Origin of the sequence: Thermonema sp. (assembly GCF_026003375.1) — a bacterium.
Classification (GTDB): domain Bacteria; phylum Bacteroidota; class Bacteroidia; order Cytophagales; family Thermonemataceae; genus Thermonema; species Thermonema rossianum.
This window is the reverse complement of the sequence record NZ_BPHD01000001.1, coordinates 552,741-575,674: the sequence shown is the minus strand read 5'-3', so window position 1 is coordinate 575,674 and position 22,934 is coordinate 552,741. Positions and strand designations below refer to the sequence as shown.

At 47.4% G+C, this 22,934-nt stretch carries 18 protein-coding genes; 11 read left to right on the top strand and 7 right to left on the bottom strand.

Annotation, left to right across the window (positions count from 1 at the left end; all coding sequences use genetic code 11):
- Positions 1-86: 86 nt before the first annotated feature.
- Positions 87-1,946, bottom strand: a complete 1,860-nt coding sequence (locus QVE43_RS02525; protein ID WP_288004138.1) for a M1 family metallopeptidase — start codon at positions 1,944-1,946, stop codon at positions 87-89.
- 117 nt (positions 1,947-2,063) lie between these two features.
- Here QVE43_RS02525 and QVE43_RS02520 point away from each other — a divergent pair, with 117 nt between their 5' ends.
- Positions 2,064-2,510 carry a hypothetical protein gene (locus tag QVE43_RS02520; protein ID WP_288004137.1) on the top strand — a complete coding sequence of 149 codons (447 nt, stop codon included), beginning with the start codon at positions 2,064-2,066 and terminating at the stop codon, positions 2,508-2,510.
- 144 nt (positions 2,511-2,654) lie between these two features.
- Here QVE43_RS02520 and QVE43_RS02515 read toward each other — a convergent pair whose 3' ends face one another.
- Positions 2,655-3,371, bottom strand: a complete 717-nt coding sequence (locus QVE43_RS02515) for a hypothetical protein (RefSeq protein WP_288004136.1) — start codon at positions 3,369-3,371, stop codon at positions 2,655-2,657.
- A gap of 213 nt (positions 3,372-3,584) precedes the next feature.
- On the opposite strand from QVE43_RS02515, the gene QVE43_RS02510 reads away from it, so the two are divergent.
- The 4 genes from QVE43_RS02510 to QVE43_RS02495 all read left to right on the top strand — a co-directional run bounded on the left by QVE43_RS02510 (position 3,585) and on the right by QVE43_RS02495 (position 8,737).
- Entirely contained in the window at positions 3,585-5,027 is a 1,443-nt protein-coding gene (locus QVE43_RS02510) for a hypothetical protein (protein ID WP_288004135.1), read from the top strand.
- A 100-nt stretch (positions 5,028-5,127) separates the two neighbouring features.
- Entirely contained in the window at positions 5,128-7,953 is a 2,826-nt protein-coding gene (locus QVE43_RS02505) for a TonB-dependent receptor (protein ID WP_288004134.1), read from the top strand.
- 91 nt (positions 7,954-8,044) lie between these two features.
- Entirely contained in the window at positions 8,045-8,413 is a 369-nt protein-coding gene (locus QVE43_RS02500; protein ID WP_038029501.1) for a DMT family protein, read from the top strand.
- Positions 8,414-8,503: 90 nt separating this feature from the next.
- Complete coding sequence (locus tag QVE43_RS02495; RefSeq protein ID WP_288004133.1) at positions 8,504-8,737, top strand: antibiotic biosynthesis monooxygenase; 234 nt, start codon at positions 8,504-8,506, stop codon at positions 8,735-8,737.
- A 248-nt stretch (positions 8,738-8,985) separates the two neighbouring features.
- Here QVE43_RS02495 and QVE43_RS02490 read toward each other — a convergent pair whose 3' ends face one another.
- Positions 8,986-9,684 carry a PepSY domain-containing protein gene (locus QVE43_RS02490; RefSeq protein WP_288004132.1) on the bottom strand — a complete coding sequence of 233 codons (699 nt, stop codon included), beginning with the start codon at positions 9,682-9,684 and terminating at the stop codon, positions 8,986-8,988.
- Positions 9,685-9,915: 231 nt separating this feature from the next.
- Here QVE43_RS02490 and QVE43_RS02485 point away from each other — a divergent pair, with 231 nt between their 5' ends.
- The 3 genes from QVE43_RS02485 to QVE43_RS02475 all read left to right on the top strand — a co-directional run bounded on the left by QVE43_RS02485 (position 9,916) and on the right by QVE43_RS02475 (position 11,761).
- Positions 9,916-10,104: a hypothetical protein gene (locus tag QVE43_RS02485; protein ID WP_288004131.1), complete on the top strand. Its 189-nt coding sequence runs from the start codon at positions 9,916-9,918 to the stop codon at positions 10,102-10,104.
- Positions 10,105-10,108: 4 nt separating this feature from the next.
- The gene (locus QVE43_RS02480; protein WP_288004130.1) at positions 10,109-11,089 is read left to right on the top strand and encodes a DUF6976 family protein; all 981 of its coding nucleotides are present in this window, start codon (positions 10,109-10,111) and stop codon (positions 11,087-11,089) included.
- A gap of 216 nt (positions 11,090-11,305) precedes the next feature.
- Complete coding sequence (locus QVE43_RS02475) at positions 11,306-11,761, top strand: YbjN domain-containing protein (protein ID WP_288004129.1); 456 nt, start codon at positions 11,306-11,308, stop codon at positions 11,759-11,761.
- 21 nt (positions 11,762-11,782) lie between these two features.
- Here the strand turns inward: QVE43_RS02475 and QVE43_RS02470 are convergent, their stop codons facing one another.
- Positions 11,783-12,451: a GNAT family N-acetyltransferase gene (locus QVE43_RS02470; RefSeq protein WP_288004128.1), complete on the bottom strand. Its 669-nt coding sequence runs from the start codon at positions 12,449-12,451 to the stop codon at positions 11,783-11,785.
- On the bottom strand, positions 12,448-13,581 hold the full coding sequence (locus tag QVE43_RS02465) for an NAD(P)/FAD-dependent oxidoreductase (protein ID WP_288004127.1): 1,134 nt from the start codon (positions 13,579-13,581) through the stop codon (positions 12,448-12,450). The genes QVE43_RS02470 and QVE43_RS02465 overlap by 4 nt, the downstream gene beginning before the upstream one ends.
- A gap of 64 nt (positions 13,582-13,645) precedes the next feature.
- Here QVE43_RS02465 and QVE43_RS02460 point away from each other — a divergent pair, with 64 nt between their 5' ends.
- The 3 genes from QVE43_RS02460 to QVE43_RS02450 all read left to right on the top strand — a co-directional run bounded on the left by QVE43_RS02460 (position 13,646) and on the right by QVE43_RS02450 (position 18,860).
- On the top strand, positions 13,646-15,049 hold the full coding sequence (locus tag QVE43_RS02460; protein ID WP_288004126.1) for an MBL fold metallo-hydrolase RNA specificity domain-containing protein: 1,404 nt from the start codon (positions 13,646-13,648) through the stop codon (positions 15,047-15,049).
- A gap of 128 nt (positions 15,050-15,177) precedes the next feature.
- A complete protein-coding gene (locus QVE43_RS02455; protein WP_288004125.1) occupies positions 15,178-16,725 on the top strand; it encodes a hydroxymethylglutaryl-CoA reductase in 1,548 nt (515 codons plus the stop codon).
- Positions 16,726-16,841: 116 nt separating this feature from the next.
- Positions 16,842-18,860 carry a urocanate hydratase gene (locus QVE43_RS02450; RefSeq protein ID WP_288004124.1) on the top strand — a complete coding sequence of 673 codons (2,019 nt, stop codon included), beginning with the start codon at positions 16,842-16,844 and terminating at the stop codon, positions 18,858-18,860.
- 42 nt (positions 18,861-18,902) lie between these two features.
- On the opposite strand, the gene QVE43_RS02445 is transcribed toward QVE43_RS02450, so the two are convergent.
- A complete protein-coding gene (locus QVE43_RS02445) occupies positions 18,903-20,759 on the bottom strand; it encodes a fibronectin type III domain-containing protein (RefSeq protein ID WP_288004123.1) in 1,857 nt (618 codons plus the stop codon).
- 254 nt (positions 20,760-21,013) lie between these two features.
- Positions 21,014-22,780: a hypothetical protein gene (locus QVE43_RS02440; protein ID WP_288004122.1), complete on the bottom strand. Its 1,767-nt coding sequence runs from the start codon at positions 22,778-22,780 to the stop codon at positions 21,014-21,016.
- Positions 22,781-22,934: the final 154 nt, after the last annotated feature.

Below are 22,934 nucleotides of genomic sequence, written 5' to 3'. Positions count from 1 at the left end.
TAAGAAGAGGGTTTTGATTTTTATTGTCACAAAAATAGAAAAAGCCCTTCGTATTGAAAGGCTTTTTCCGTTTTAATATGGGGAGCTTACTTGCCGCGTGCGTCCAGGCTGCTATCTGCCGGATATGTGTTGTTGCTGCGGTCTATATCGGCCATGGACTCTTCCGGGTCAATGACTATTTGACGGATGTCGCCGGTAGAGAAAGGGAGCTCAAAAGTATAGGTTGGGTAAACCCACCCCCAGTCGGCTTCTACGTGATAGTTTTTGCCGGTACCTTTTTTAGCCCCGCGCATGATTTGCAGAGGAATATGGAAAATATGCTCTTCGCCGGAGTTGAGCGTTACATGCAAGTCGATGGGCATGGGCATTTCTTTTACTCTGCGCAGGGTGACTTCTGTTTTGTTGCCTTTGCTTATGACCTTATCTATGGCGTAATCTATGTGTTTGGTGGTGTAAATCCAGTACTCTTTGTACCAGTCCAACTCTAAGCCCGAGGCTTTTTCCATGATGCGAATGAAGTCGTTGGGCGTGGGGTGTTTAAATTTCCACGTGTTGAAGTAGTCGAGCATGCCCTTACGGAAAGCTTCTTCGCCAATGATGTAGGACAGCTGACGCAAAAAGATAGAGCCCATCGAATAGCTGGCTATGGAGTAAGCCATGTTGGTGTTATAATGATCGGCGTGGGTGCTTAGCGGTTCTTGCAAGCCAAACTGCACCAAGCGGAAATAGCTGCTGTAGCTGCTTTTAAATGGGTTGGGCGAATTGATACCCATGATTTTGTTAAACACATAGTCTTCGGCAAAGGAAGTGAAGCCTTCGTCCATCCAAGGGTAAAGCGCTTCGTTGGTGCCCAAAATGCCGTAGTACCAATTGTGAATGAACTCATGTGTGGCAACACCTACCAAGCGGTCCAGTGAGCCGTTGCCTACGATGAGCGTAAGCATGGGGTATTCCATGCCGCCGTCGCCACCTTGCACAAAAGAGAACTCGGGGTAGGGGTATTGCCCGAATTCGCGGTTCATGATTTGGAATGCTTCTACCATGTATTGCGGAAGCTTGTCCCAGTTGCCGCTTTGGTTGGCGTCGGCTTGGTAGAAGAAGCGCAAGAGCGGTCCCCCCGGCACTTGTGCTGTGGTGTGTTGGTAGTCGGGGTCGGCTGCCCAAGCAAAATCGTGTACATTTTCAGCTTTGAAATGCCAGTGTAACTTGTCGCCTTGGGGACGCTTTAAAGGCTTGTTTTTGTTTTCGTAGCCGTGCCCCACTTCCTGCGGGTTTTGCAATACGCCGGTAGCCGCTACAACGTAGTTCTTATCGATATGAATGGTTACGTCGAAGCTGCCCCACACGCCATAGAACTCACGTCCTATGTAGGGGTGCGCGTGCCATCCCTGTTCATCGTATTCAGCCATTTTGGGGTACCATTGTGTCATGGAGTAGTCGATGCCTTCGCGGTTGTTGCGTCCGCTGCGGCGGATTTGCACCGGCACCTGGCTTTCAAATTCCATTTCAAAAACAGCCTTTTTGCCGGGGGCAATGGGCTCGGCAAGTTCTACTTCCAGCACGGTGCCCACTACTTCGTATTTGACAGGCTTGCCGTTTTGTTTCAGGCTCAATATCTTATGATAACCTATTTCGTCCTCTTTGAGTTGGGCAATGCGGTCACGCACCCGCGGGTCGGGGTCCATGATGGTGCGTGAGCGTACGTCCATCATGCTGCCCGGCTGAAAGGCATTGAAATAAAGGTGATAAAACACACGGTCGAGCACATCCGGCGAGTTGTTGTAATAAGTGAGCTTTTGTTTGCCTTTGAATTGGTGTTTGTTTACATCAAAATCAATGTCCATTACGTATTCGGCGCGCTGTTGCCAATAGCCGCTGCGCTGCGCAAAGCTTACCGGCAGGTGTAAAACGCTACTGATTAGAAGTAAAAAGAAATACTTTTTCATAGATTTTTGTTTTTTGATAAACAACGAACAATAGTCCGGATTTATTGAATCCGCTAATTTTGCGTGCATGTAGCAATAATACCTACATTTTTTTAAATTAAAGGTAAAGAAAAAAATATGGAAAATCGTCATAATGCCATTCAGCAACCCACCGAGGTGCTCATCAGAGAGTTAGAACTGGAAGAAGCCATCCGGCGTCAGCTGGAAGATGCCCGCATTTATTTTGATTATAGCCTGGTGCAAAATCCGGAGGATACCAAAAATCCTTTGATAAAGCTCGACCTGATTACCATCAACCCGCAGCATAACCAGAAGTTTTTGTTTCACTCGGTGCGCGGACGTAGCAAAACGGAGCTGCTCGAGCAGATGATGGATTATATTCAGAACTACAAGAAAAACCTTGAGAGCTACGAAATAGAGTGGATGGATGCCCGGCTGCCCGAAAAAGTGCAGGTGTCTTGGTTTCGTGGCAGCGATATTTTCGACGTGCTCAATAAATTCTATTACGACAAGGAGAAGAGCCGCTTCCGTATCTTGAAAATCAAGCTGATGCCGGAGGCATGACGAAGCTCAGCATACTCAATTAGATAAAAACAAAGCCCGGACCGTCCGGGCTTCTTGTTTTTGGAATGACCGTTCCTTCTTTTTTTGATGCTTCAGCCTGTTTTTATTTGGAGTTTCAGAAAGGGCAAAAAGTGAAGATGTGCTTTATTGCTTTTGGATTTTCTTTTCAGCAGCATTCAAGCGGTGAATGAGTGGGTCAGTGGTGGGGTCGGGCGGGAGTGTCAGCAGTTCGGGGGCACGCCACAGGCTGTCGGCAAGTTGTATGTAAAGCGTATCGTGATGCACCCAGCGAATCCATCCTTCCTTCGGAGCATCGCCTACGCGTAACCATTGCTTATATACTTCCTTCACACCAAAGGTGCTTTGGCGGGGGGCGTCCCACGCTACCGGCAGCGCGCTGTTTTTAGGAGATACACGCACCGGATTTTTTTCGAAAGAAAGCCGCTCTACTTCACCGGCAACGTTCAGCAAGTCTTTCCATGGAACGAAGCGAAAGCGGGCAGTGTCTAAAGCGATATAAGCTTTTTTCTGCCATTCGTCGTCATTCAGGGCTACCACATAATGATGGCGGTTCCAGCCCAGACATTTCCAATATACCGTTTTTTCCTGCGGCCGGTTGATATAGGGTGAAGCCTGTGACAAGGAGTTGAGGTCACACACAAGCAGTGTGTCTTGCAGGTTTTTGTCTTTGAAAAAAACAAAAGTGGCGGAGTCGGAAAATGCTTCATGTCGTAAAGCAAGTACACCAACGCCGGCGCGCCGGGCATGAGTGCTGCTGCTATGCTCTTGCGTGGTTGAGTGGCAGGCAAACAAGCACATGCTCAAGAGTAGAAAAAAACATTGTACGCTTCTTTTATTCATGTTTTCCATTCTTTTTTAGATGTACTGCGAAGGTACATAGACACTTGTTTTGCCAGGTTAAGTAAGTGTTAAGGAATTGTTGAAATCTTTTGATGATTTCGTGTATTTCCGGCCGGTGCGTAACCTTTTTTTAATACACTTTTAATAATGCCTTGCCCGATAAAGCCCGGCTTGCTGCTACCTTTGCATCAGTCAAAAAAACAAACATTAGCCATGAAGAAATTTTTAATGCTTTCGGCCGTATTGGCATTCGCACTTTCGGCTTGCAAGAAAGACGACAAAAACGAACCGGTACCGGTTGATCCCACCGCCACCACCTTTGAAGTAACGACTGACCCCGTAGGTAATGTAGCTGTGAAAATTACTGACAAGGGGAAAGGCATCGGCACCCGCACTCTGTACAAAGACACTGTGTACATTTTGGACAACAAAGTGTTTGTAAACGAAGGGCAAACCTTGACCATCCAGCCGGGCACGGTGATTAAAGGAGAGCCGGGCACCGGAGAAGCAGCTTCGGCTTTGATTGTAGCCCGTGGAGGGAAAATTATAGCCAAAGGCACTGCCACCGAGCCCATTATCTTCACAACCCTTTCGGATGATGTAAATGATCCCGATGATTTGCAGACAGACGTTCGTGGATTGTGGGGGGGCTTGATTATTTTGGGCAAAGCCCGCATCAATGACCCCACCGGTGAAAGTGCCATTGAAGGGATTCCTACCAGTGAGGTTCGCGGTCTTTACGGTGGCAACGATGATAACGACGACTCGGGAGAATTAAGCTACGTATCTGTGCGCCATGGTGGAGCAGAGATTGGTGCCGGTAACGAAATCAACGGTATCACCTTCGGGGCAGTAGGCTCGGGCACTAAAGTGGACCACCTGGAAGTATTTGCCAACTTTGATGATGGTTATGAGTTCTTTGGCGGAACGGTAAGTGCCAAGTATCTGATTTCGGCTTATTGCAACGATGATGCCTATGACTGGGACCAAGGTTTCCGTGGTAAGTTGCAATATATCGTAACCATTCAGAAGCCCGAAGAAGGTGGGCGTGGTTTTGAGTCAAACGGTGTAGTCAACGACGCTTCTTATAGCTACAACCAAGAGCCGCTTTCCATTCCTGTCATTTCCAACGGTACTTTCATTGGACATGGGCGTAATAGTGGCGACAAGCAGGGGGTTGAACTGCGTCAGAACTCGGGAGGCAAGTTCTATAACTCTATCTTCTACAACTTCGCTTCGGGTATTCGCATCGACGACGTGTCGGCTGACGAGCCCATCGAGAGCGAAGCACGCCTGGATGCCGGCGATATTGTGTTTGCCAACAACTTGTTCTCAAAAATTGGCAGCGCTACGGACCTGAGCGGCGTAGGTGCCGACAGCCCCGGCAACACGGCTGCCAAAATCACCACCCACTTGCAAAACAACAACAATGCTTACAACAATACGCCCGGCTTGAACGGGCTGAACGTTGCAGCCGGCAGCCAAGGCTTGGATTTAAGCTTGACTCCGGGCGGCGCTGCTGACAATGTGTCTGCTTTCGACGTGAGCACCGTGGATAGCTTCTTCGATGCCGTGAACAAGATAGGTGCTTTTGTGAGTGGCACCAACTGGATGAAAGGCTGGACAGCGCTCGATGAATACGGATTCTTGAAATAAAATACACTATCAAATTAATAACACAAGCGGGGGCAAGCCCCCGCTTTCATATAAAGCAAAAGTAACAAGAAGTAGTTTTTAAAAACTAACAACTAAAAAAATGAAACGATTATTTCTTTTGACTCTGACCTTCTGTTTGTCCACCCTAATGGTGTGGGCGCAGCAGACCGGCACCTTGCGTGGCAAAGTGTATGATGCCGAGTCAGGTGAAACACTCATTGGGGCAACCGTATTTGAACCTACCACTTCCATAGGCACGGCCACCGACCTGGACGGTAACTTTGAACTTACCTTACCTGCCGGCGTCTATACCATTGAAATCTCTTATGTGTCTTATCAAACCAAAAAAATTGAAGGAGTAGAAATCAAAGCCGGTGGAGTGGTTACACTCAATGTGCCCATGGCGGCCGAGGTAACCTCTTTGCAGGAGGTTGTTGTCACTGCCAAAATGGAACAAAACAACGAATCGGCTATTCTGCTTCAGCAGAAAAACGCATCGATTGTATTGGATGGTGTTTCTGCCGAAACTTTTGCCAAAACCGGCGACCGTGATGCCGGCGCTGCCTTGCGCCGTATTACAGGTGTATCGGTAGAGGGGGGACGCTATGTGTATGTGCGTGGATTGGGCGACCGCTACTCTAAAGCCACTTTGAACAGTGCAGAAATTCCCAGCTTGGACCCCAGCCGCAATGCCGTGCAGTTCGATATGTTCCCCAGTAACTTGTTGGATAATCTTGTGGTTTACAAAACCTTTTCTGCCGACCTGCCCGGTGATTTTTCCGGTGGTTTGGTGAATGTGAAAACCAAAGAATTCCCCGAATATTTCACACTGCGTGTGAGCTCTTCCTACGGATACAACACGCAGGCTACTTTTAATCAAAACTTTTTAACCTACCAAGGTGGAAAAACCGATTGGCTGGCTTTTGATGACGGCACCCGTGCCATACCCGCGCCGGCTGCCGGCGATATTCCCAGCGTTGCTTTTGCCAGCAATGCCCAAGTGCGTGAGCAGCTGACTACCATCTCACGCAGCTTCAATAAAAACATGGCGCCCATTACACAAGCCCCCTTCTTGAACCAGCGCCACAGCTTCTCTTTGGGCAACCAAACCGACCTGAAAGGGCGTCCTTTGGGATACATCATCGGCTTGAGCTATCAAACAGACAATACCTACTATGAAAATGCACAAATGGGGCGCTACTCTTTTTCCGGTGGCGCACTGCGTGAGTTGCTTTATGCCGACAACCTGCGTTATGGTGAGCAAAATGTGCTCTGGGGCGCTTTGGCCAACTTGTCATACAAAATGAGCGACAACCATAAGTTGAGCCTGAACCTGATGCGTAATCAAAGCGGTACCAAGTCGGCTACTTACTTTGCCGGTCGCAACCCGCAAAACTTCGATGAGTCGGTGGTGTTTGAGTCCCGTGTGTTGAACTACATGCAACGCTCGCTTACCAACGCACAATTGAAAGGCGAACACTACCTGCCCGCTTTGGCAAAAGCCCGCATCGAATGGCACACTGCCTACACCTTGAGCAACCAGGAGCAACCCGATTTGCGCATGTTTGCCAATGACTATACCGAAAATAATGGTGTGCGCGAATACTCTATTTCGCCCTCTGTTTATACCCAGCCCACCCGCTTTTATCGTGATTTGAACGAGACAAACATCGATAATAAACTGAATGTGAGCATTCCTTATAAGGCTTGGGGCAACGAATCCAAATTAAAGGTAGGGGTTTCGGCTTTGATGAAAGACCGCTCTTTCCGCGAACGCCGCCTGACTTATCGCATTCAGAATATCTCAGACTTCAAGGGCGACATAGACATTTTCCTTGCCGATGAAAACTTGGGCATCATTGAAGAAGGCAACGGCTATACCATCAAGACGGTCATTCAAGACGACAGCGAGAAACGCAACCAGTACGATGCCCAACAACAAGTATGGGCTGCCTATGTGATGACAGACCTTCAGCTGAGCCCCAAATGGAAAATCAATGCCGGTTTGCGTATCGAAAAAACCTATATGACTTTGGAGAGCTTGGACCCCTCAAAGGGCAAAGCCGAGCTGGACAACCTGGACCCCTTGCCGGCAGTCAATGTGATTTACAGCTTACGCGACAACATGAATTTGCGTGCAAGCTATAGCCGTACCTTGGCACGTCCCACTTTCCGTGAGTTGGCGCCCTTTGCTTCTTTCGACTTCATCGGGGACTTTGTCTTGACCGGTAACCCCAATTTGCGCCGCACCTTGATTGATAACTTCGACTTGCGTTGGGAGATGTTCCCGCGTGCCGGCGAGCTGATTTCGGTAAGTGCTTTCTATAAGCAATTCGACGGAGCCATTGAGCGCGCTTTGGTGCCGCAGGCTCAAAACACTGAGTTCACCTTCCGCAATGTGGACAATGCCTTCCTTGTTGGCACAGAGCTTGAAATACGCAAAGCCCTTGACTTTATTTTACCCGCTTTGCGCCACTTCCAAGCGGCGGTCAATGCCAGCTACATTTACTCGCAGGTGGATATCCCCGAACAAGAATATGCTTTGATTAAAGCAGTGGACCCTTCGCAGCCTTCTACGCGCCCGTTCTTTGCGCAGTCGCCTTATTTGGTCAATGCTATATTGAACTACAACAATGAAGACAAAGGCTTCGATGCCAGTGCCAGCCTAAATGTGTTCGGACCCCGTTTGATGGTGGTAAGTGCAGGGGCTACCCCCAATGTTTACGAGCAGCCTCGTCCGGTGTTGAACATTACCTTGCGCCAGCGTTTGGGTGCCAACAAGCAGTGGGCTGTTACTGCCCGCGGCAGCAACCTGCTGAATCCCGAATACCGCATGGTCAATACCTATAATGGCAGAGAATACCCCTACCAGTCATATCGTGTAGGGCAGACCTTCACTTTGGGTGTAAGCTACACCATAGAATAAATCAAAACTACTTTTGCCAAAAAACCTGCTGCATATTGTGGCAGGTTTTTTATTTTTGCGCGCTTGGGTAAAACCGGAAACAAAGTTTTGTATGAGAGGATTTTACACTATATGCCTGTTGGTGCTTTCCAACGTATTTATGACCTTGGCTTGGTATGGGCATTTGAAGTTTAAAGATGTGGCCTGGTTGAAAAACTTGCCTTTGTGGGGCGTGATTCTTCTCAGCTGGGGTATAGCTTTGTTTGAATACATGCTTCAGGTGCCTGCCAACCGTTTGGGGCATATCGAACACGGCGGTCCTTTCAATCTATGGCAATTGAAGGTCCTTCAGGAAGTGATTACGCTCTCTGTCTTCACCGTTTTTATGCTTGTCTTTTTCAAACAAGAGCCCTTGCGATGGAACCATATTGCCGGTTTTGTCTGCCTGATATTGGCAGTTTATTTTATCTTTAAAAAGTAACTTCATTGCCACGCCTATGCTTGCAACACCTTACTATGCCGTTATTTTTACTTCCCTGTTAAAAGACGGGGGCATGTCGAATATGAAGCGGTGGCGCAACGCATGGTGGCGCCGGCTGCCTTGCAGGAAGGGTTTTTAGGAGTAGAAAGTGCACGCACTTCTGCCGGTTTGGGCATTACCGCTTCTTACTGGCAGGACAAAGAGAGTATTCGGCGGTGGCGTGAGCATGCGTTACACCAAATAGCCATAGAACGTGGACATAAAGAATGGTACCGGCACTATTGCCTGCGGATATGCAAAGTGGAGTACCAGCGTTGTTTTTGAGGCTATGCCTTGTTTTTTAAGAGTGTAACTTAAAAATAAATGTATTCATCCTTTTTAGTTTTTTTTCTTTGTCATTTCGAGCGTAAGCAAGAAATCTCTTTCACTTCTTACCGTGTGTTGAGATTGAGATTTCTCACTACGCTTCGCTCCGTTCGAAATGACATGCTACGCTTTGCTGCGCGAGAAATAAACTAAGGTAATTGATGTAATTTGGACAAGAAACCTATCCCCGGTAACGCTCCCGTCTTTTAGCTTACCATTTTACGTACGCGCTTCGAAGAAACCATCCACAGCAACAAACCGCTACACACGGTTATTAAGCCGGCGACAGAAAAAATACGCAGCAGCCAGTTATTGATATCGTCACGGCTGCGGTAGTCCATGGTATGGGTCATCCATAGAAAATCGAACCAACGCCATGCGCGGTGCCGTATGGTTTGGAATTCCCCGTCTTTGGCAGAAACATAGGCAATGGGGGCGCCTGCCCCCTCATAGTAAATGGCATAAGCAGGCAAAGGGCGTTCGCGGTACTCATGATGGCTGCCTACTTGGGTAAGGTACTCTACTTGCTTTACTTTTAAATCTGAACTTAGATGTTCGCCGGCAAGCTGAATGGCTTCTTGTGGGGTGAGTGTGTCTTTGGGAGTGCCGTTTTTGGCATGATAAAGCCGCTGATTATTAATAAAATAATAAGGTTGCCCATTGATGACTCTGAAACTTACCTCACGTACCGGCATTACGATTTGAGTGGGCGACAAAAGAGAATCAAAAGCAGGAGGCTCGTAGCTTGTTTTAAGATGCTCGCCATGAATATGGTCTATGTCTGACCAGCTGAAGTACAGGCCGCTGACAGTCCAAAGTAAGAACTGAATGCCGGTAGCCAAGCCTAAATAGCGATGCCAGCGGCGTATGCGTCTTGTTTGTTTGCCTTGAAATAGCTTTTTCATTGGGTAAAAAATGAGTACGTTTTTTTATTCTGCGGCAAGGCAAATATAGGCAATCGCAGGCAATGAGCATGAGTTTTTAAAAAAATTATAAATTTTATCAAAAATTACTTGCGTGCCTTTTTGTTAATTATTAATATTGCACCGTTGGTTGAATGATAACATCACGGCATGGAGTCGAAGTCCTATTCAAAAAGAAGTATACCACCCAAGGAAAGGGAAGAGTGGAAGAAAATGATAACCGGTGAAATAGAGCATCACTACCGGAACTTTGTATTGAAATTGGTGCTGACGCAGTTGCGCCGCGAACTGGCGTTCGGTACGGTTACCATGCAGGAAGCCATAGACAGGCTTTATCAGTTATGTGAAAAATATTCATTGGCAGTGCAAGAAGATTGTAAAGAAATATTCAAATCCTGGTAGTTGAATGGAAGGAAAATTATACGATATTACAGATACGATCGATTTGATTGAACAGGGGCGCTTGCTGGTCATTGCCGGGGACGACAGCCTGTTGCAGCGTCTTCCCAAAGGAAACTGGATTGGTGGCAGCAACCCCTATCTTTTGGATGTTGACGGTGGCAAACACAGCCGGGATTTGTTGTATGTGAAGGACTTTACCGGCTTAGCCGAAGCCTACCGTTTTGAAACCTACGATGCACAAACCATAGAACAAGTGGCCACCGATGCCTATGATAACGGACTTATACTGTTGGTCCTGCCTTTCTTCACCGACGTGCACTTTCAGTTTGCCCTCAAGGCACCGTCTTTGCCCAACCAATACATCAACCCACTGATGGGGTGGGTGGCAGGTGTTGATTTCGACAAGGTAGGACAGCAGGCGCCGGCAGTCTATGTGCAAGGGCTGCGTTATGAAGACAAAGGCGTGGCTTTACACATACAGTTGCCGGCTCATAAAGTGGGGCGGGTGGAAATCATCAATGTGTATGAGCAGGGCGAGGGCGATATCATCACCTTTGAGGAGGATGGCTTTTTTCATACGCACTGCCTGGTCAATGGCGAGCGCCGCGATTTATACGAATATATGCTTACTCAAAACAGTTTTTTACCCTTGGTAGCCGATTATACAGGCGCCAAAATCAATGTAGGTATGATAAAAGACGATCTCAATCGCCGGATGATTTTTGCGGCGCCTACGTTTCGCGGGGTGGAATATCGCTTGGCAAAGCCCGTAGAGGGCGACTATGCGAGTCGTTTTTTTGAAGAACTGCGTAAAGAAAACGGCAAGCCGATAGAATATTCTTACAGCTGTCTTTACAATTACTTCAACTTTCAGCTGGAAGGCAAAGCACTGCCCGGCTTCACCGGCGTGTTTACCTACGGCGAAATAGGGTATCATCTGTTGAATGTGACCTTTGTTTATTTAGTCATAGAAGATATGGTGTAAGAGCGTTTTGCTGATGTGTTAAGCCTAAAAATGAGCAAAATCGATAAGAGGCATTCCCTTTGGGTTTGCCCCTTATTTTTTTATTTTTGCTTTGTTGAAAAGCAAGTTGTAAAAATATTTTCCAAAAAAAGCGGTTTTCTTCCTTGTTTGAGTAAGCGTTTTACGCTGAATTTTGCAATTTTGTAAAACATTTTGCTTTCCTTAAAACCAAATGCAATGGGATATTTAGATTATGCCGTATATGTAGATGAAGCTTTTCGTATTTTGGGAATAGACCCCGAGGATGCTCGTGCCGCTTATCCCGGTTGCTGGAGCTTTGAGCGGGGCAGCATCAAGATGGTGATTATGCTCAACACAACACCTACTGCCGATGAAGATACTGAAAACGGCGACACCATTTCTTTCACTTGTAAAATCATGGATATTCCGCGTCGCCGCAAGCGTCAATTCTTTCAGCGTCTTTTGGAGCTCAATCATTCTTTTGTCAATGAGCGCTTTGAATTATTTGCCGGGGAGGTCTATTTGGCAGCTTGCCGCTTTTTGAAAGGGCTGGACCCCGTAGAAGTGGCTTCCATTATGGATGATATGAGCGCCACCGCCGATCAGGTAAAAGAGATGCTGCTGAAAGAGTTTGAAGATGCCATTGGAAAACGCACTACCCGTAGTTCGTAAATCATGCCCCGGACACACCGTTTATTGAGCGCTGCTTTTCAAATGCGTGTTGGCATTGGGAAAGCAGCGCCATTTTTTCCAGTCATAATATTCCAAAGCCGTAAACTGCTTTTTGTAGTCGTAGTGTGAGGGCACCGGATAGGTATATCCCAGATAATGATACGCCTTTCCTTGTTGGCGGGCATAGTGAGCTTCGGCCAGCAGCGTGTAAATGCCCGGACTGTAGGTGGCATAATCCGAGTCAAACATGGCATAAATGGCGGAAGTCGCCGTCCGGCCTACATCAATAAAGCTGGCAGCGATAAGGTGTTCCCGGTCATACACACAGAACTCAAAAACACGGGTAGGACGTTCGGGGTGTTCCGAAAGAAAATCGAACAGATGTGAGGGGACGTGTTCATGGAACCGCTGCTTGTGCTTTTCAAAGAGCAACTGCTTCTGTATGCTGAAACGGAACGGACGCATAACGCTCACAAAGCGTTGATTCCGGCGCCATATTTTTCGTTGTCGTTTTTTCATGACAAAATCCTTGAGCCGGATGCGCAATGGCATGACCGGCACGTGCATGCCCCGGTAGGCCTCCGTAGTATGACGGAAAAAATAGCAACCGAAGTGGCGCCAGCCGTCTGCCAGCAGCCGGTCGAGCATATCGTCTGAAACATAGTCTGTAAAGAAATATTGTTGACTCATGGTGTTTGCGTTGATGGCACAAATGCGGGGATAGCCCGGCCGTGTGTCTTACGGATAAGAGCAGGCAATAGGCGGCTTTTTCCGATGCTGCGTATCGCTATTTCCGTCAATACAGGCAAGCTTAGCAAAGGTTGAAGCAGACTGCCTGCCCGCATGCGCAAAGCAAATAGCTTTTGCCACTCTTTTTCATAGCGTAGCCCTGCTTCTGTCAACGAGTGCTCGCCACGGAAAAAGCCGTTGAGGGCTTGTGCCAGCAGCAGGGAGGCATGCAATGCCATGCTCATGCCGTTTCCACAAAGTGGGGCAATAACGCCGGCACTGTCGCCAACAGCAAAAAGTCTGTTTTGCCATAGCGTTCTACGCCCCAAGGTTATTTGCGAAATAGTGGTGGCTTTTCCCGGTCCTTTGGCACTCAACAGTTTTTCAATTTGGGGATTTTCTTTCATGATAGCACTTTCCAAAGCTGCCAAAGAGTTGCTTTTCAATCGGCGTTGTGTTACAAGATAGCAAAGACATGCTTTGCCGTCTTCGACGTGTGAACTGCCCAGGTAACCGCCCTTGAAAGTGTGCAATTCAATAGTATGAGGCAGGACCGCCCCGGCCGGAATATGATACTTTATGCCCACATACTGCGCTTTTCCTTCAGACCGCTTGCGCTCTGCACCGGCCGGCGGGTATTTGCCATGTGCCAAAACGGCTACTGTTGACTGCCAGCGCCCGCAAGCCGTATGTACAACCACCTTTTGCGCTTGCTGCTCTATTTGCAACACCCGTTTGCCTTCCATGAGGTACACACCTGCACGCCGGGCTATTTGTGCCAGCTCTGCATCCAGGTAGTAACGGCTGACACCTATGGCACCCAAAGGAAGGGGGCTTTCTATGGCAAAGCCGGAAGGCGCCGTCAGGCGAAGCCGCTGAATGCGTGGAAACCGCCCGGCGGAAAGGGTAACGCCTAAAGAGCATAAAAAATCGTAGGCTTCCAGCGAGAGATATTCGCCGCATACCTTGTGAAAAGGATATTTTTTCTTTTCAAAAACGGCCACCTGTAAGCCGTTCATGGCCAGCTGTATGCCTGTGGCCAAGCCCCCCAAGCCACCCCCCACAATGATGACATCGAAAAAAGTATTCATAAAAACGGCGTGCCTTTGATTGAATATTTTAAATTTAAGAAAAAAGACTTTTAAAGCGGTTTTTATGGATGTAAACATTAAATTTTTAGGTGGGGCACGCAGCGTAACAGGTTCCAAATACCTTTTGGATATTGGCGACTTCCGTTTATTGGTGGACTGCGGGCTCTTTCAGGGCTTAAAGGAGCTGCGCCGGCGCAACTGGCAAGACATAGGGGTAGAGGTCAATACCATCGATGCCGTAATACTGACACATGCGCACATAGACCACTCGGGCTACTTGCCCCGGCTCTGCAAGCAGGGCTATCAAAACCCGGTTTATTGTACCGAATCCACAGCCGCCCTGTTGGAGTTGCTGCTGCCCGATGCCGCCCAGCTGCAAGAAGAAGAAGCACGCTATGCCGCCAAAAAAGGCTATTCCAAGCACAATCCGCCCTTGCCCCTCTATACCACAGAAGATGCACAGGCTGTTTTCCCTTTGATTCAGTCACAGCCTTTCGATGAATGGATAAGCATCCATGAGCGCGTAAAGATACGCTATCGTTATGCCGGCCACATATTGGGCGCTGCTATGGTGGAAATGCTCATACAAGGCGACCACCAGCAAAAGAAATTGGTTTTTTCAGGCGACTTGGGGCGTTATCATGACCCCGTGATGCATCCGCCCGTGCATATCGAACACGCCGACGTTTTGTTGGTGGAATCTACTTATGGCAACCGGCAGGTGGAAAAAGAAGAGGTAACGGAGCGGCTGGCTGCTTTGGTAAACAGAGTGGTGCGTCGTGAAGGCGTGGTACTTATTCCGGCTTTTAGCGTAGGACGCACCCAAACACTGCTTTTTTTACTCACCCGCTTGATGGATGAAGGAAAAATCCCTCGCTTGTTTATTTATGTGGACAGCCCCATGGCCATCAGTGCCACTTACCTTTACAAGAAATATCAAGACTACCACAAGCTGAAAGATGAGGACCTGAGCGATGGGCATGACGTCTTCAATCATCCGCAAATTCGCTACTATCGTACACAGCAGGCTTCCATGAGCCTGAATGAATTGCGCCACCCGGCCATTATTATTTCGGCAAGTGGCATGTGCACCGGGGGGCGTATCCTGCACCATCTTTATCATCGCTTGCCCCGCTATGAAGACATGGTTTTGTTGGTGGGCTATCAGGCAGAAGGCACACGCGGGCGCGATTTATTGGAGGGGAAAGAAATGATAAAAATATTTGGCGAGCATGTGCCGGTGCATGCCGAAGTGGCTATGTTGGCCGGCTTGTCGGCGCATGCCGACCGTGAGGAGCTGCTGCAGTGGTTGAGTGGTTTTAAAGCTGTACCCAAATATACTTTTATCATACATGGAGAGACACCGGCTGCCACAGCCATGAAAGAGCAAATAGAAAACCGCTTTGAATGGCGGCATGTATTTGTTCCGAATTTTATGGAATCGTTCCGCCTGTTTGATGGAATATGATTTTTTGAGTGAAATATTTCACCAATCCAATAACTTGATGCTCGCCTTTTGTTTTTTTAAAAAAAGAATTATATTACTACATGCATACTTTTACCTAATTCCTGCAAACATAAAAACAACAGAAAATTATGAACCTTATACCAAGCATTCTGCTGAAGCAGCTTTACACCCACGGAAGCCTCAAAAATGTAGCCGGAGGCGTGTCTTTGCGCATCAAGAACCGCTTGAAAGATGCCGATTTGGTGGCTATCAAGCGGGTGAAAATCGATGACAAAGTTTTCGATGCCGACCAAATTACGGTGGACCTGCTGGATGGCAGTCCGCTATTTAAGGCATCGCAGATGAAAGACAAAATTCATTTTCCTTTGCGCAAACAAATAGAACTGACAGTGCCTTGTGAGCCGCTGCCCGAAGGCATGCACCACATTGTGGTGGAATTCAAGGCTTCGCCCTTCGGTAACTTGACCATCAAGACCGACGATGCCATTAAAAAGGAACCTCAAGACCTGAAGAAGATACCCCGCGACCCCAACGATGATTACAGCGAAAGCGCCATCAAAGCCCGGCAGAAATTTGTGGAGGAGTTTACCGGCAAAAAGCTGGAGCACGTTCCTCACTACTCTTTCGATCCGCATATTACACAAGGCAACTGCGAGCATTTTATAGGTGTGGCACAGGTACCCATGGGCATTGCCGGTCCGCTAAAAGTAAACGGCGAACACGCACAAGGCGAGTTCCTCATTCCGCTGGCTACTGCCGAAGGTACCCTCGTGGCTTCTTACAACCGCGGCATGAAGGTGCTGAACCTGAGTGGAGGGGTTACCTGCACCGTTATTGGCGATGCCATGCAGCGTGCACCGGTATTTATTTTCGAGAATGCCCGCGAAGCCCGTGACTTCGCCAAATGGGTACAAGACAACTTCGACAACATAGCCCGTGAAGCAGAAGCGACCTCCAGCGTTGCCAAGTTGAAGGAAATAGACACCTACCTTTCAAATAAGTTTGCTTTCATGCGTTTTAACTACTATACCGGCGATGCCGCAGGGCAAAACATGGTGGGGCGCGCTACTTTTGCTGCTTGCGGTTGGATACTGGACAACTATACACCCGGAAAAATCAAGCAGTTCTATCTTGAATCGAACTTTGCCACCGACAAAAAAGCATCACAGGTGAACGTGATGAGAACAAGAGGGAAACGTGTGGTTGCCGAGTGTACCGTAAAGCGGGAGGTTTTACAGCAAATCATGCGTGTTGATACCGAAAAGCTGTTTTATCATTACAATGTTGCCAATGTAGGCTCTATTTTATCAGGTGCCAACAACAACGGCTTGCATTCTGCCAATGCCATTACAGCCATGTTTATCGCCACGGGACAGGACGTAGCCAATGTGTCGGAGTCCTCGGCGGGGGTGCTTTACTGCGAACTTACGCCGGAAAAAGATTTGTATATGAGCATTACCATCCCTTCTTTGATAGTGGCTACTTATGGCGGGGGCACCGGCCTGGCTACCCAACGTGAATGCCTTGAGCTCTTGGGCTGCTATGGCAAAGGCAAAGTGAATAAATTTGCCGAAATTGTAGCCGGAGTGGTGCTTGCCGGCGAAATATCGCTGGCTTCTGCCATCTCCACTTTCGACTGGATCTCGAGTCACGAGGAATACGGGCGCAACCGTTAAGTTGCCAAAAACACTGGTTTATTGAAAAAGTCGCCTTCATGGCGGCTTTTTTTATGGCAATACAAGCTCCAAAGCTGAATTTTTAGTTAATTTTGTATAAAAAATAGGACAAAATTATGACGACATCCACCTCCGCATTGACTGATTTCCAAAAAGCTATTTTGCAAGGCATTCCCGAAGAGTTGCCGCCGCCTAAGCCTTACGACCCCAATGTAAACCATGCGCCCAAACGTAAGGATATACTCACCAAAGAAGAAAAGAAACTGGCAGTGCGCAATGCCTTGCGTTACTTCCCCAAAAAGTGGCACGAAGTGCTGGCAAAAGAGTTTGCCGAAGAGCTGGAACGCTACGGACGTATTTATATGTACCGTTTCCGCCCGGATTATCCCATGTATGCGCGCCCGATTCATGAGTATCCGCACCGTTCCAAGCAGGCGGCAGCCATTATGCTCATGATTCAAAACAACTTGGACCCCGAAGTGGCGCAGCATCCGCACGAGCTCATTACCTATGGCGGTAATGGTGCTGTATTCCAAAACTGGGCGCAATACCTGCTCACCATGCAGTATTTAGCCACCATGACCGACGAGCAAACCCTCGTTATGTATTCGGGGCATCCGCTGGGACTTTTCCCTTCGCACCCCGATGCACCGCGTGTGGTGGTTACCAACGGACTCATGATTCCGAACTATTCCAAGCCTGACGATTGGGAGCGATTCAATGCCTTGGGGGTGACTCAATATGGGCAAATGACAGCCGGCTCTTATATGTACATTGGCCCGCAAGGTATTGTGCATGGCACCACCATCACCGTATTGAATGCCGCCCGCATGGTAAAGCCGGATGGCGACTTTGGCGGTATGTTGTTCGTAAGTGCCGGCTTGGGAGGAATGAGTGGGGCGCAGCCCAAAGCCGCAAAAATTGCCGGTCTTGTGTCGGTAGTTGCCGAGGTGAACCCCAAACCCCTGCATACGCGTCATAAGCAGGGCTGGGTCGATGAAGTCATCGACGACATGGAGACGCTCATTCGCCGGGTGCGCGAAGCCAAAGCAAACAAAGAGGCGGTTTCCATTGCTTATTTGGGCAATGTGGTGGATGTGTGGGAGCAGTTTGCCGAAGCAGGCATACGCATAGAGTTAGGCTCCGACCAAACTTCTTTACACAACCCCTATGCCGGCGGATATTATCCCGTGGGCATCTCTTATGAAGAAGCCAACCGCATGATGGCCGAAGAGCCGGAGCGTTTCAAAGAGCTGGTGCATGCTTCGTTGCGTCGTCATATAGCTGCTGTCAACCGTCATGCAGCCAACGGCATGTATTTCTTCGATTATGGCAATGCTTTCTTGTTGCAGGCATCGCGCGCCGGTGCCGACGTGCTGAACCCCGACGGCACCTTCCGCTATCCTTCTTATGTGCAAGACATTATGGGACCGCTTTGCTTCGATTATGGCTTTGGTCCCTTCCGTTGGGTCTGCACCAGCGGCGACCCGCAAGACCTTGCCACTACCGATGCCATCGCTTTGGAAGTGATGCGCGCCATGTATGAAGAAGCGCCCGGCGAGATTAAGCCTCAGCTCAAAGACAATATTTTGTGGATAGAGCATGCACAAGAAAATCATCTGGTAGTGGGTTCACAAGCCCGCATTTTGTATGCCGATGCCGAAGGGCGTATGCGTATTGCCGCTGCATTCAACCGTGCCATCCGTGAGGGACGCATCAAAGCCCCCATCGTGCTGGGACGTGACCATCACGATGTGTCGGGCACGGATTCGCCCTTCCGTGAAACTTCCAATATCTACGATGGGTCGCAGTTCACTGCCGACATGGCAGTGCACAATTTCGTAGGCGACGCTTTTCGTGGTGCTACCTGGGTAAGTCTGCACAATGGAGGCGGCGTAGGCTGGGGCGAAGTTATCAATGGCGGCTTCGGTTTGGTCATCGATGGCTCGGATGATGCCGACCGTCGCCTGCATCAAATGCTCTTCTGGGATGTGAATAACGGTATTGCCCGCCGCAGCTGGGCACGCAATCCGCATGCCATGAGCACCATACGCCGCGCCATGCAGCAAGAGCCCAAAATGAAAGTGACTATGCCCAACCTGGTGGATGATGAGCTGCTGGAGGGCTTGTTTTAAAATGTAATCAATTGCCCCGCCTGCTTTGAAGGCGGGCGGGGGTTACCACACGACAGCTTGTAGTTCCGATAAAGGGCTTTCTGTGCCGTCAGTGAATACTGCTTTGATTCGATAGTTGTATTTCCGCCCGGAGACAAGCGATTCCCTATCTATGTATTGTTGTTTGTTACTGCCTACTTTGGTAAACTGCTCTAATGGTTTGTCGTTAATAGAGCGGTAAATGATAAAACTTTCCACTTTTAAGAGTGGGTTATTGGAGGTGAATTCATACTCCCATTCAATAATAATGCGCCGATTTTCTCTATCGGCTATTATTTGTACCTCTTTAAACCCGGGGCGCTCTTTGCTGTCTATCTTTTTTCCGGAGATGGGCTGTGCCGGCCTTGATTCCAAATAACTACTATCTACGCTTACCATTGTATACCAGTATTCTATGCCCATTTTGGCGCTGGTGTCTTGATATATGCCAATTTGGGCAGGGAGTTTAGCTATGCTTGTCCACCTGTTGCTGTATCGCTCTTTTCTGTAGAGTACTTGATAAGCTATATCTTTGTCAGTAGCAGGATGCCATTTCAAGACAGGTCCTTTATCAGTGTTTTTACGTTCGTAGAATACAGGTGTAGCAGGAGGTACTTTGTCCGGGCGTTTTAATACCAGTACTTCTGAAAACTCGGAAGGCGTAAATCGCCTGTCTAAAGCTACTACTTTATAGTATACATTTTTGGTAAGCGTTTTCAATACAATTGTATCGGTAAAGAAGGGCTCTTTTAAAGGCTGTTTGGTTACTTGACTAAACTCCTCATGAGGTCCATTGGCACGATAAACCCGGTAGCCGTAAATATCAGATTCTTTGTTTGGTTGCCATTGAATGTGTACGACACCTGTGGAATCGATGAACCCTTGCAGTCCGGTAGGAGGAGCCGGGGGTATGCTATCTATGAGTTGTACCAATACAGGTAGTGAGTGAGAAAATCCTTCTTCTTTGCCAATCGCTTTGACTCGATAATAGGCTGCTTCCGGGCTTTCTTTTATTGTATATTGGCGTGTTTGCGGGCCAAGGGGAGGGGAAATACTTTTAAAAGGCCCTTCTATTTTTTCTGCTTGTTCTACAAGGAAGTGCCCTACGGTTTTCTCGGCTTCCAATGGAAAAGACCACTTTATGTTTACTGACTGATTGTCCGGGGAAAATGCTTGGGTAATGTAAGGGGTGCCGTCCAGGGGCTTGAAACCACTCCCGGAAACCGTTTTTGATGGTGGGCTTAACTCACCGAACGGAGTAATGCCACGTACTCGGTAATAATACTCTTTGTTGTTAGCAGGAATGCTGTCCTGCCAGTAAATAAAGCCGTCTCCTTTGGAGTTACGGGTAGGCATGATGATAGGTAAGGGGGTAATGCGCTCAAAGTGTTGTCCGTCGTCAGAGCGCTCCACTATGTAGGCAGTAAATAGCCCTTCATATGCTCTGTAAGGCCATTTTAGAATAGCACTATGGTCAGAAAAGCTGACAGATATGTCTCTAATACCATTTACTTCAAAAACCTCTTCCAGACCTAAATAAACATAGGCTGTATCAATGTAGTATTGCATTGATGAGGAAGAGGGGAGAGCCGGGTATATTTTATAGAGATATCGCTCGCCTTTTACACCTGTGGGGTCCTCCATAGCTAAGCCGCTTGCCAGTGCTGTTGTCCATGATATGTCGGCGGCAAACAGGGCAAAGCTGTATCGGTTCTCCTGTTCCCGGGAGGCGTTAATAAAGGCTGCAATGCTATTTTGCCGGCTTTCTATTTCAAAGGTTTCTCCATAGATAGCCTGTGCTGCTACCAGTGCAATGGAGTCTTGTGCTACTATTGATTCCCATGCCTCCAGTGGCTTTGGAAGCAATGGGGTCTTGGTCAAAAATATTTTTGTCGGAGGAGAGAGTAACTGTTTGTTTTTTACAATGGTATGCCGTTCTATTATATAACCGTTACGTATGCCTATAACCCAAGCTTGGGGCGAGGTGGGTGCCCATCTTAGCTTTATGACTCCTTCTCGGTTTGCTTTTCCAATAGCTCTATAGGCAAGTGTATCCACTTGGGCAGAAGCGGAAAAACACCAAAAAAGTAAAGCGAAAAGTACACCTAAATTACAATATGTCACTTTCATATCTCTTAGTTTGATTCGTTTTTTCCTTTTAGTAGCGAGAAATTATAGCTGTATCCTAAAGTTGCAGTAAATTCAGTAAATGAGTTAGTGTTTGTTTCTATATTGGTTTTGCCCCGGCGAAGAAGAACTAAAGACAAAGAAAAATTATGTATTTTCTTTAATTGATAACTGCTGTTTAGTCTAATATTAAATACATTGCTGTTCAATACATTATCTGCATAAGATTGATTCCATGAAAAAGCCAAGGTATTACGGACAGTTTCCTTGAACAGAGAGCGGCTGAGACTTAATGTAGGGCCAAATGTTGAAGTTGGAAGACCGGTGGATATCTCATTACGATTGGCATTCAAGGATAAGGAAGCCGTACTTTTTGATGGCGAGTGGGTAAAGTTGTAGTTTATGCTAAGATTGTAGAAACGATTGGCTTGGTTCAATTGCTTGCCTTGTTGATCATTGGCGGTCTGATACACCAAGTTGGTACTTAGGCTATGATTTTGGGTTTTGGTGGTTTTAAGTTGTATGGTAGAGTTGAGGGATATGTTCTGCGAAATTTGTCGGTAGTTGAGGGTGTCTAAGTTGTTAAAAGGAGATGTTTGGTTGATATCTACAAATATGGGACGTACATTCGTATAAGTACGGAAATTAGAGTAAGAAGCCGTTATATTGACGCGTGAACTTATTTGTGAAGACACGTTAAGTGCTCCTACCCAACGATTCATTTGGCTGGTTTTGTTTTGGTTAAGGTTGTCCCGCTGCAAACCCACATTGCTTGACAAAGATAATTTTCCCCGTAATAAAGGGAATGCTGTATTTACCGTGATATTTTCCAAGTCGTTATTAAAATAGTAAGCACCTAAGGTCCGGTATTCCGGGTCTATGCGTTCGTAGTTTACACCAAGCTGAATGCTTTTGATGGAGTAAGACAAACTGCCCTTAAAAGCATGATAGACAGCGGTAGAACTATTGGGATCAAACAAGCCTCTTAGATTGCCATATAATCCTCCACGCTGATAGTCACCTTGGGCATTTTTGTTGTTGGTGACTGCTGAAGAGCCAAACTCAACCGATAGTGATAACTTATTGAACAAACGCTTTTGTGCGGTAAGCCCCAGGCTGAGATTGTCTTCGGGGCGCAAGCCAATACTGTCGGGAAGTGGAAGAATGGAGTTCTCCCGGTCCCATGCACGGAAAGCCACAGCTTCCAATTTGTCGCCTTCTTTTTCGTAAGATAGCTTAATGCCTGTACCGATTCGCTCATAGGAGGGTTGATTGACTGCAATACTACCTGTAGTATCGCTTACAAGTTCAACGGGACGGCGTAGCTGTCCATACATCGCCGATACTTTTACCGGAAACTCTTGCGGTGTTGCTTCTATACCCACTCCGTTGAATGTGTGCCCTGATAAAGTATAAGAAGAAAAGCTCATGCTGTTCCAACCAAGATAAAACTTTAACCATTTATAGGTAGGTGTCAGACTGAATCTATTGAATGGTTGTTGAAAAGAAGTATTTTGGTTGGAGTAGCTGAAGCTAAAAGGAGCTGTCCATCCATATAGCTCAAAAGTTAGAGAGCCGGTGAGAAAGTAGTTGTAAGGCTGTCTGCGGCTTTGAATCCCATCTACTGTATAGAAAACCTGGTTGGCAGAAATGCCACCACTAACACTCAAGGGCATTTTTCGCTTGCCTATCTGGTCCAAACTTTGCGCATGTGATTTATTGGCGGCTATTGTGAGTATGATAAAAAAAAGAACGAGTGTGGTAATTTTTTTCATAAGCGTAGTACTTCTGAATGTATTCGCGAAACCCCGTACAATAACCCGTACAATAATCTGTTTTTGCGCAAATATATTGATTGTTAAGAAATTAATTGCATTGTTTTTTTATTTTTTTTATAATTGCGTCTTATATACTACATGTGTTTTATTT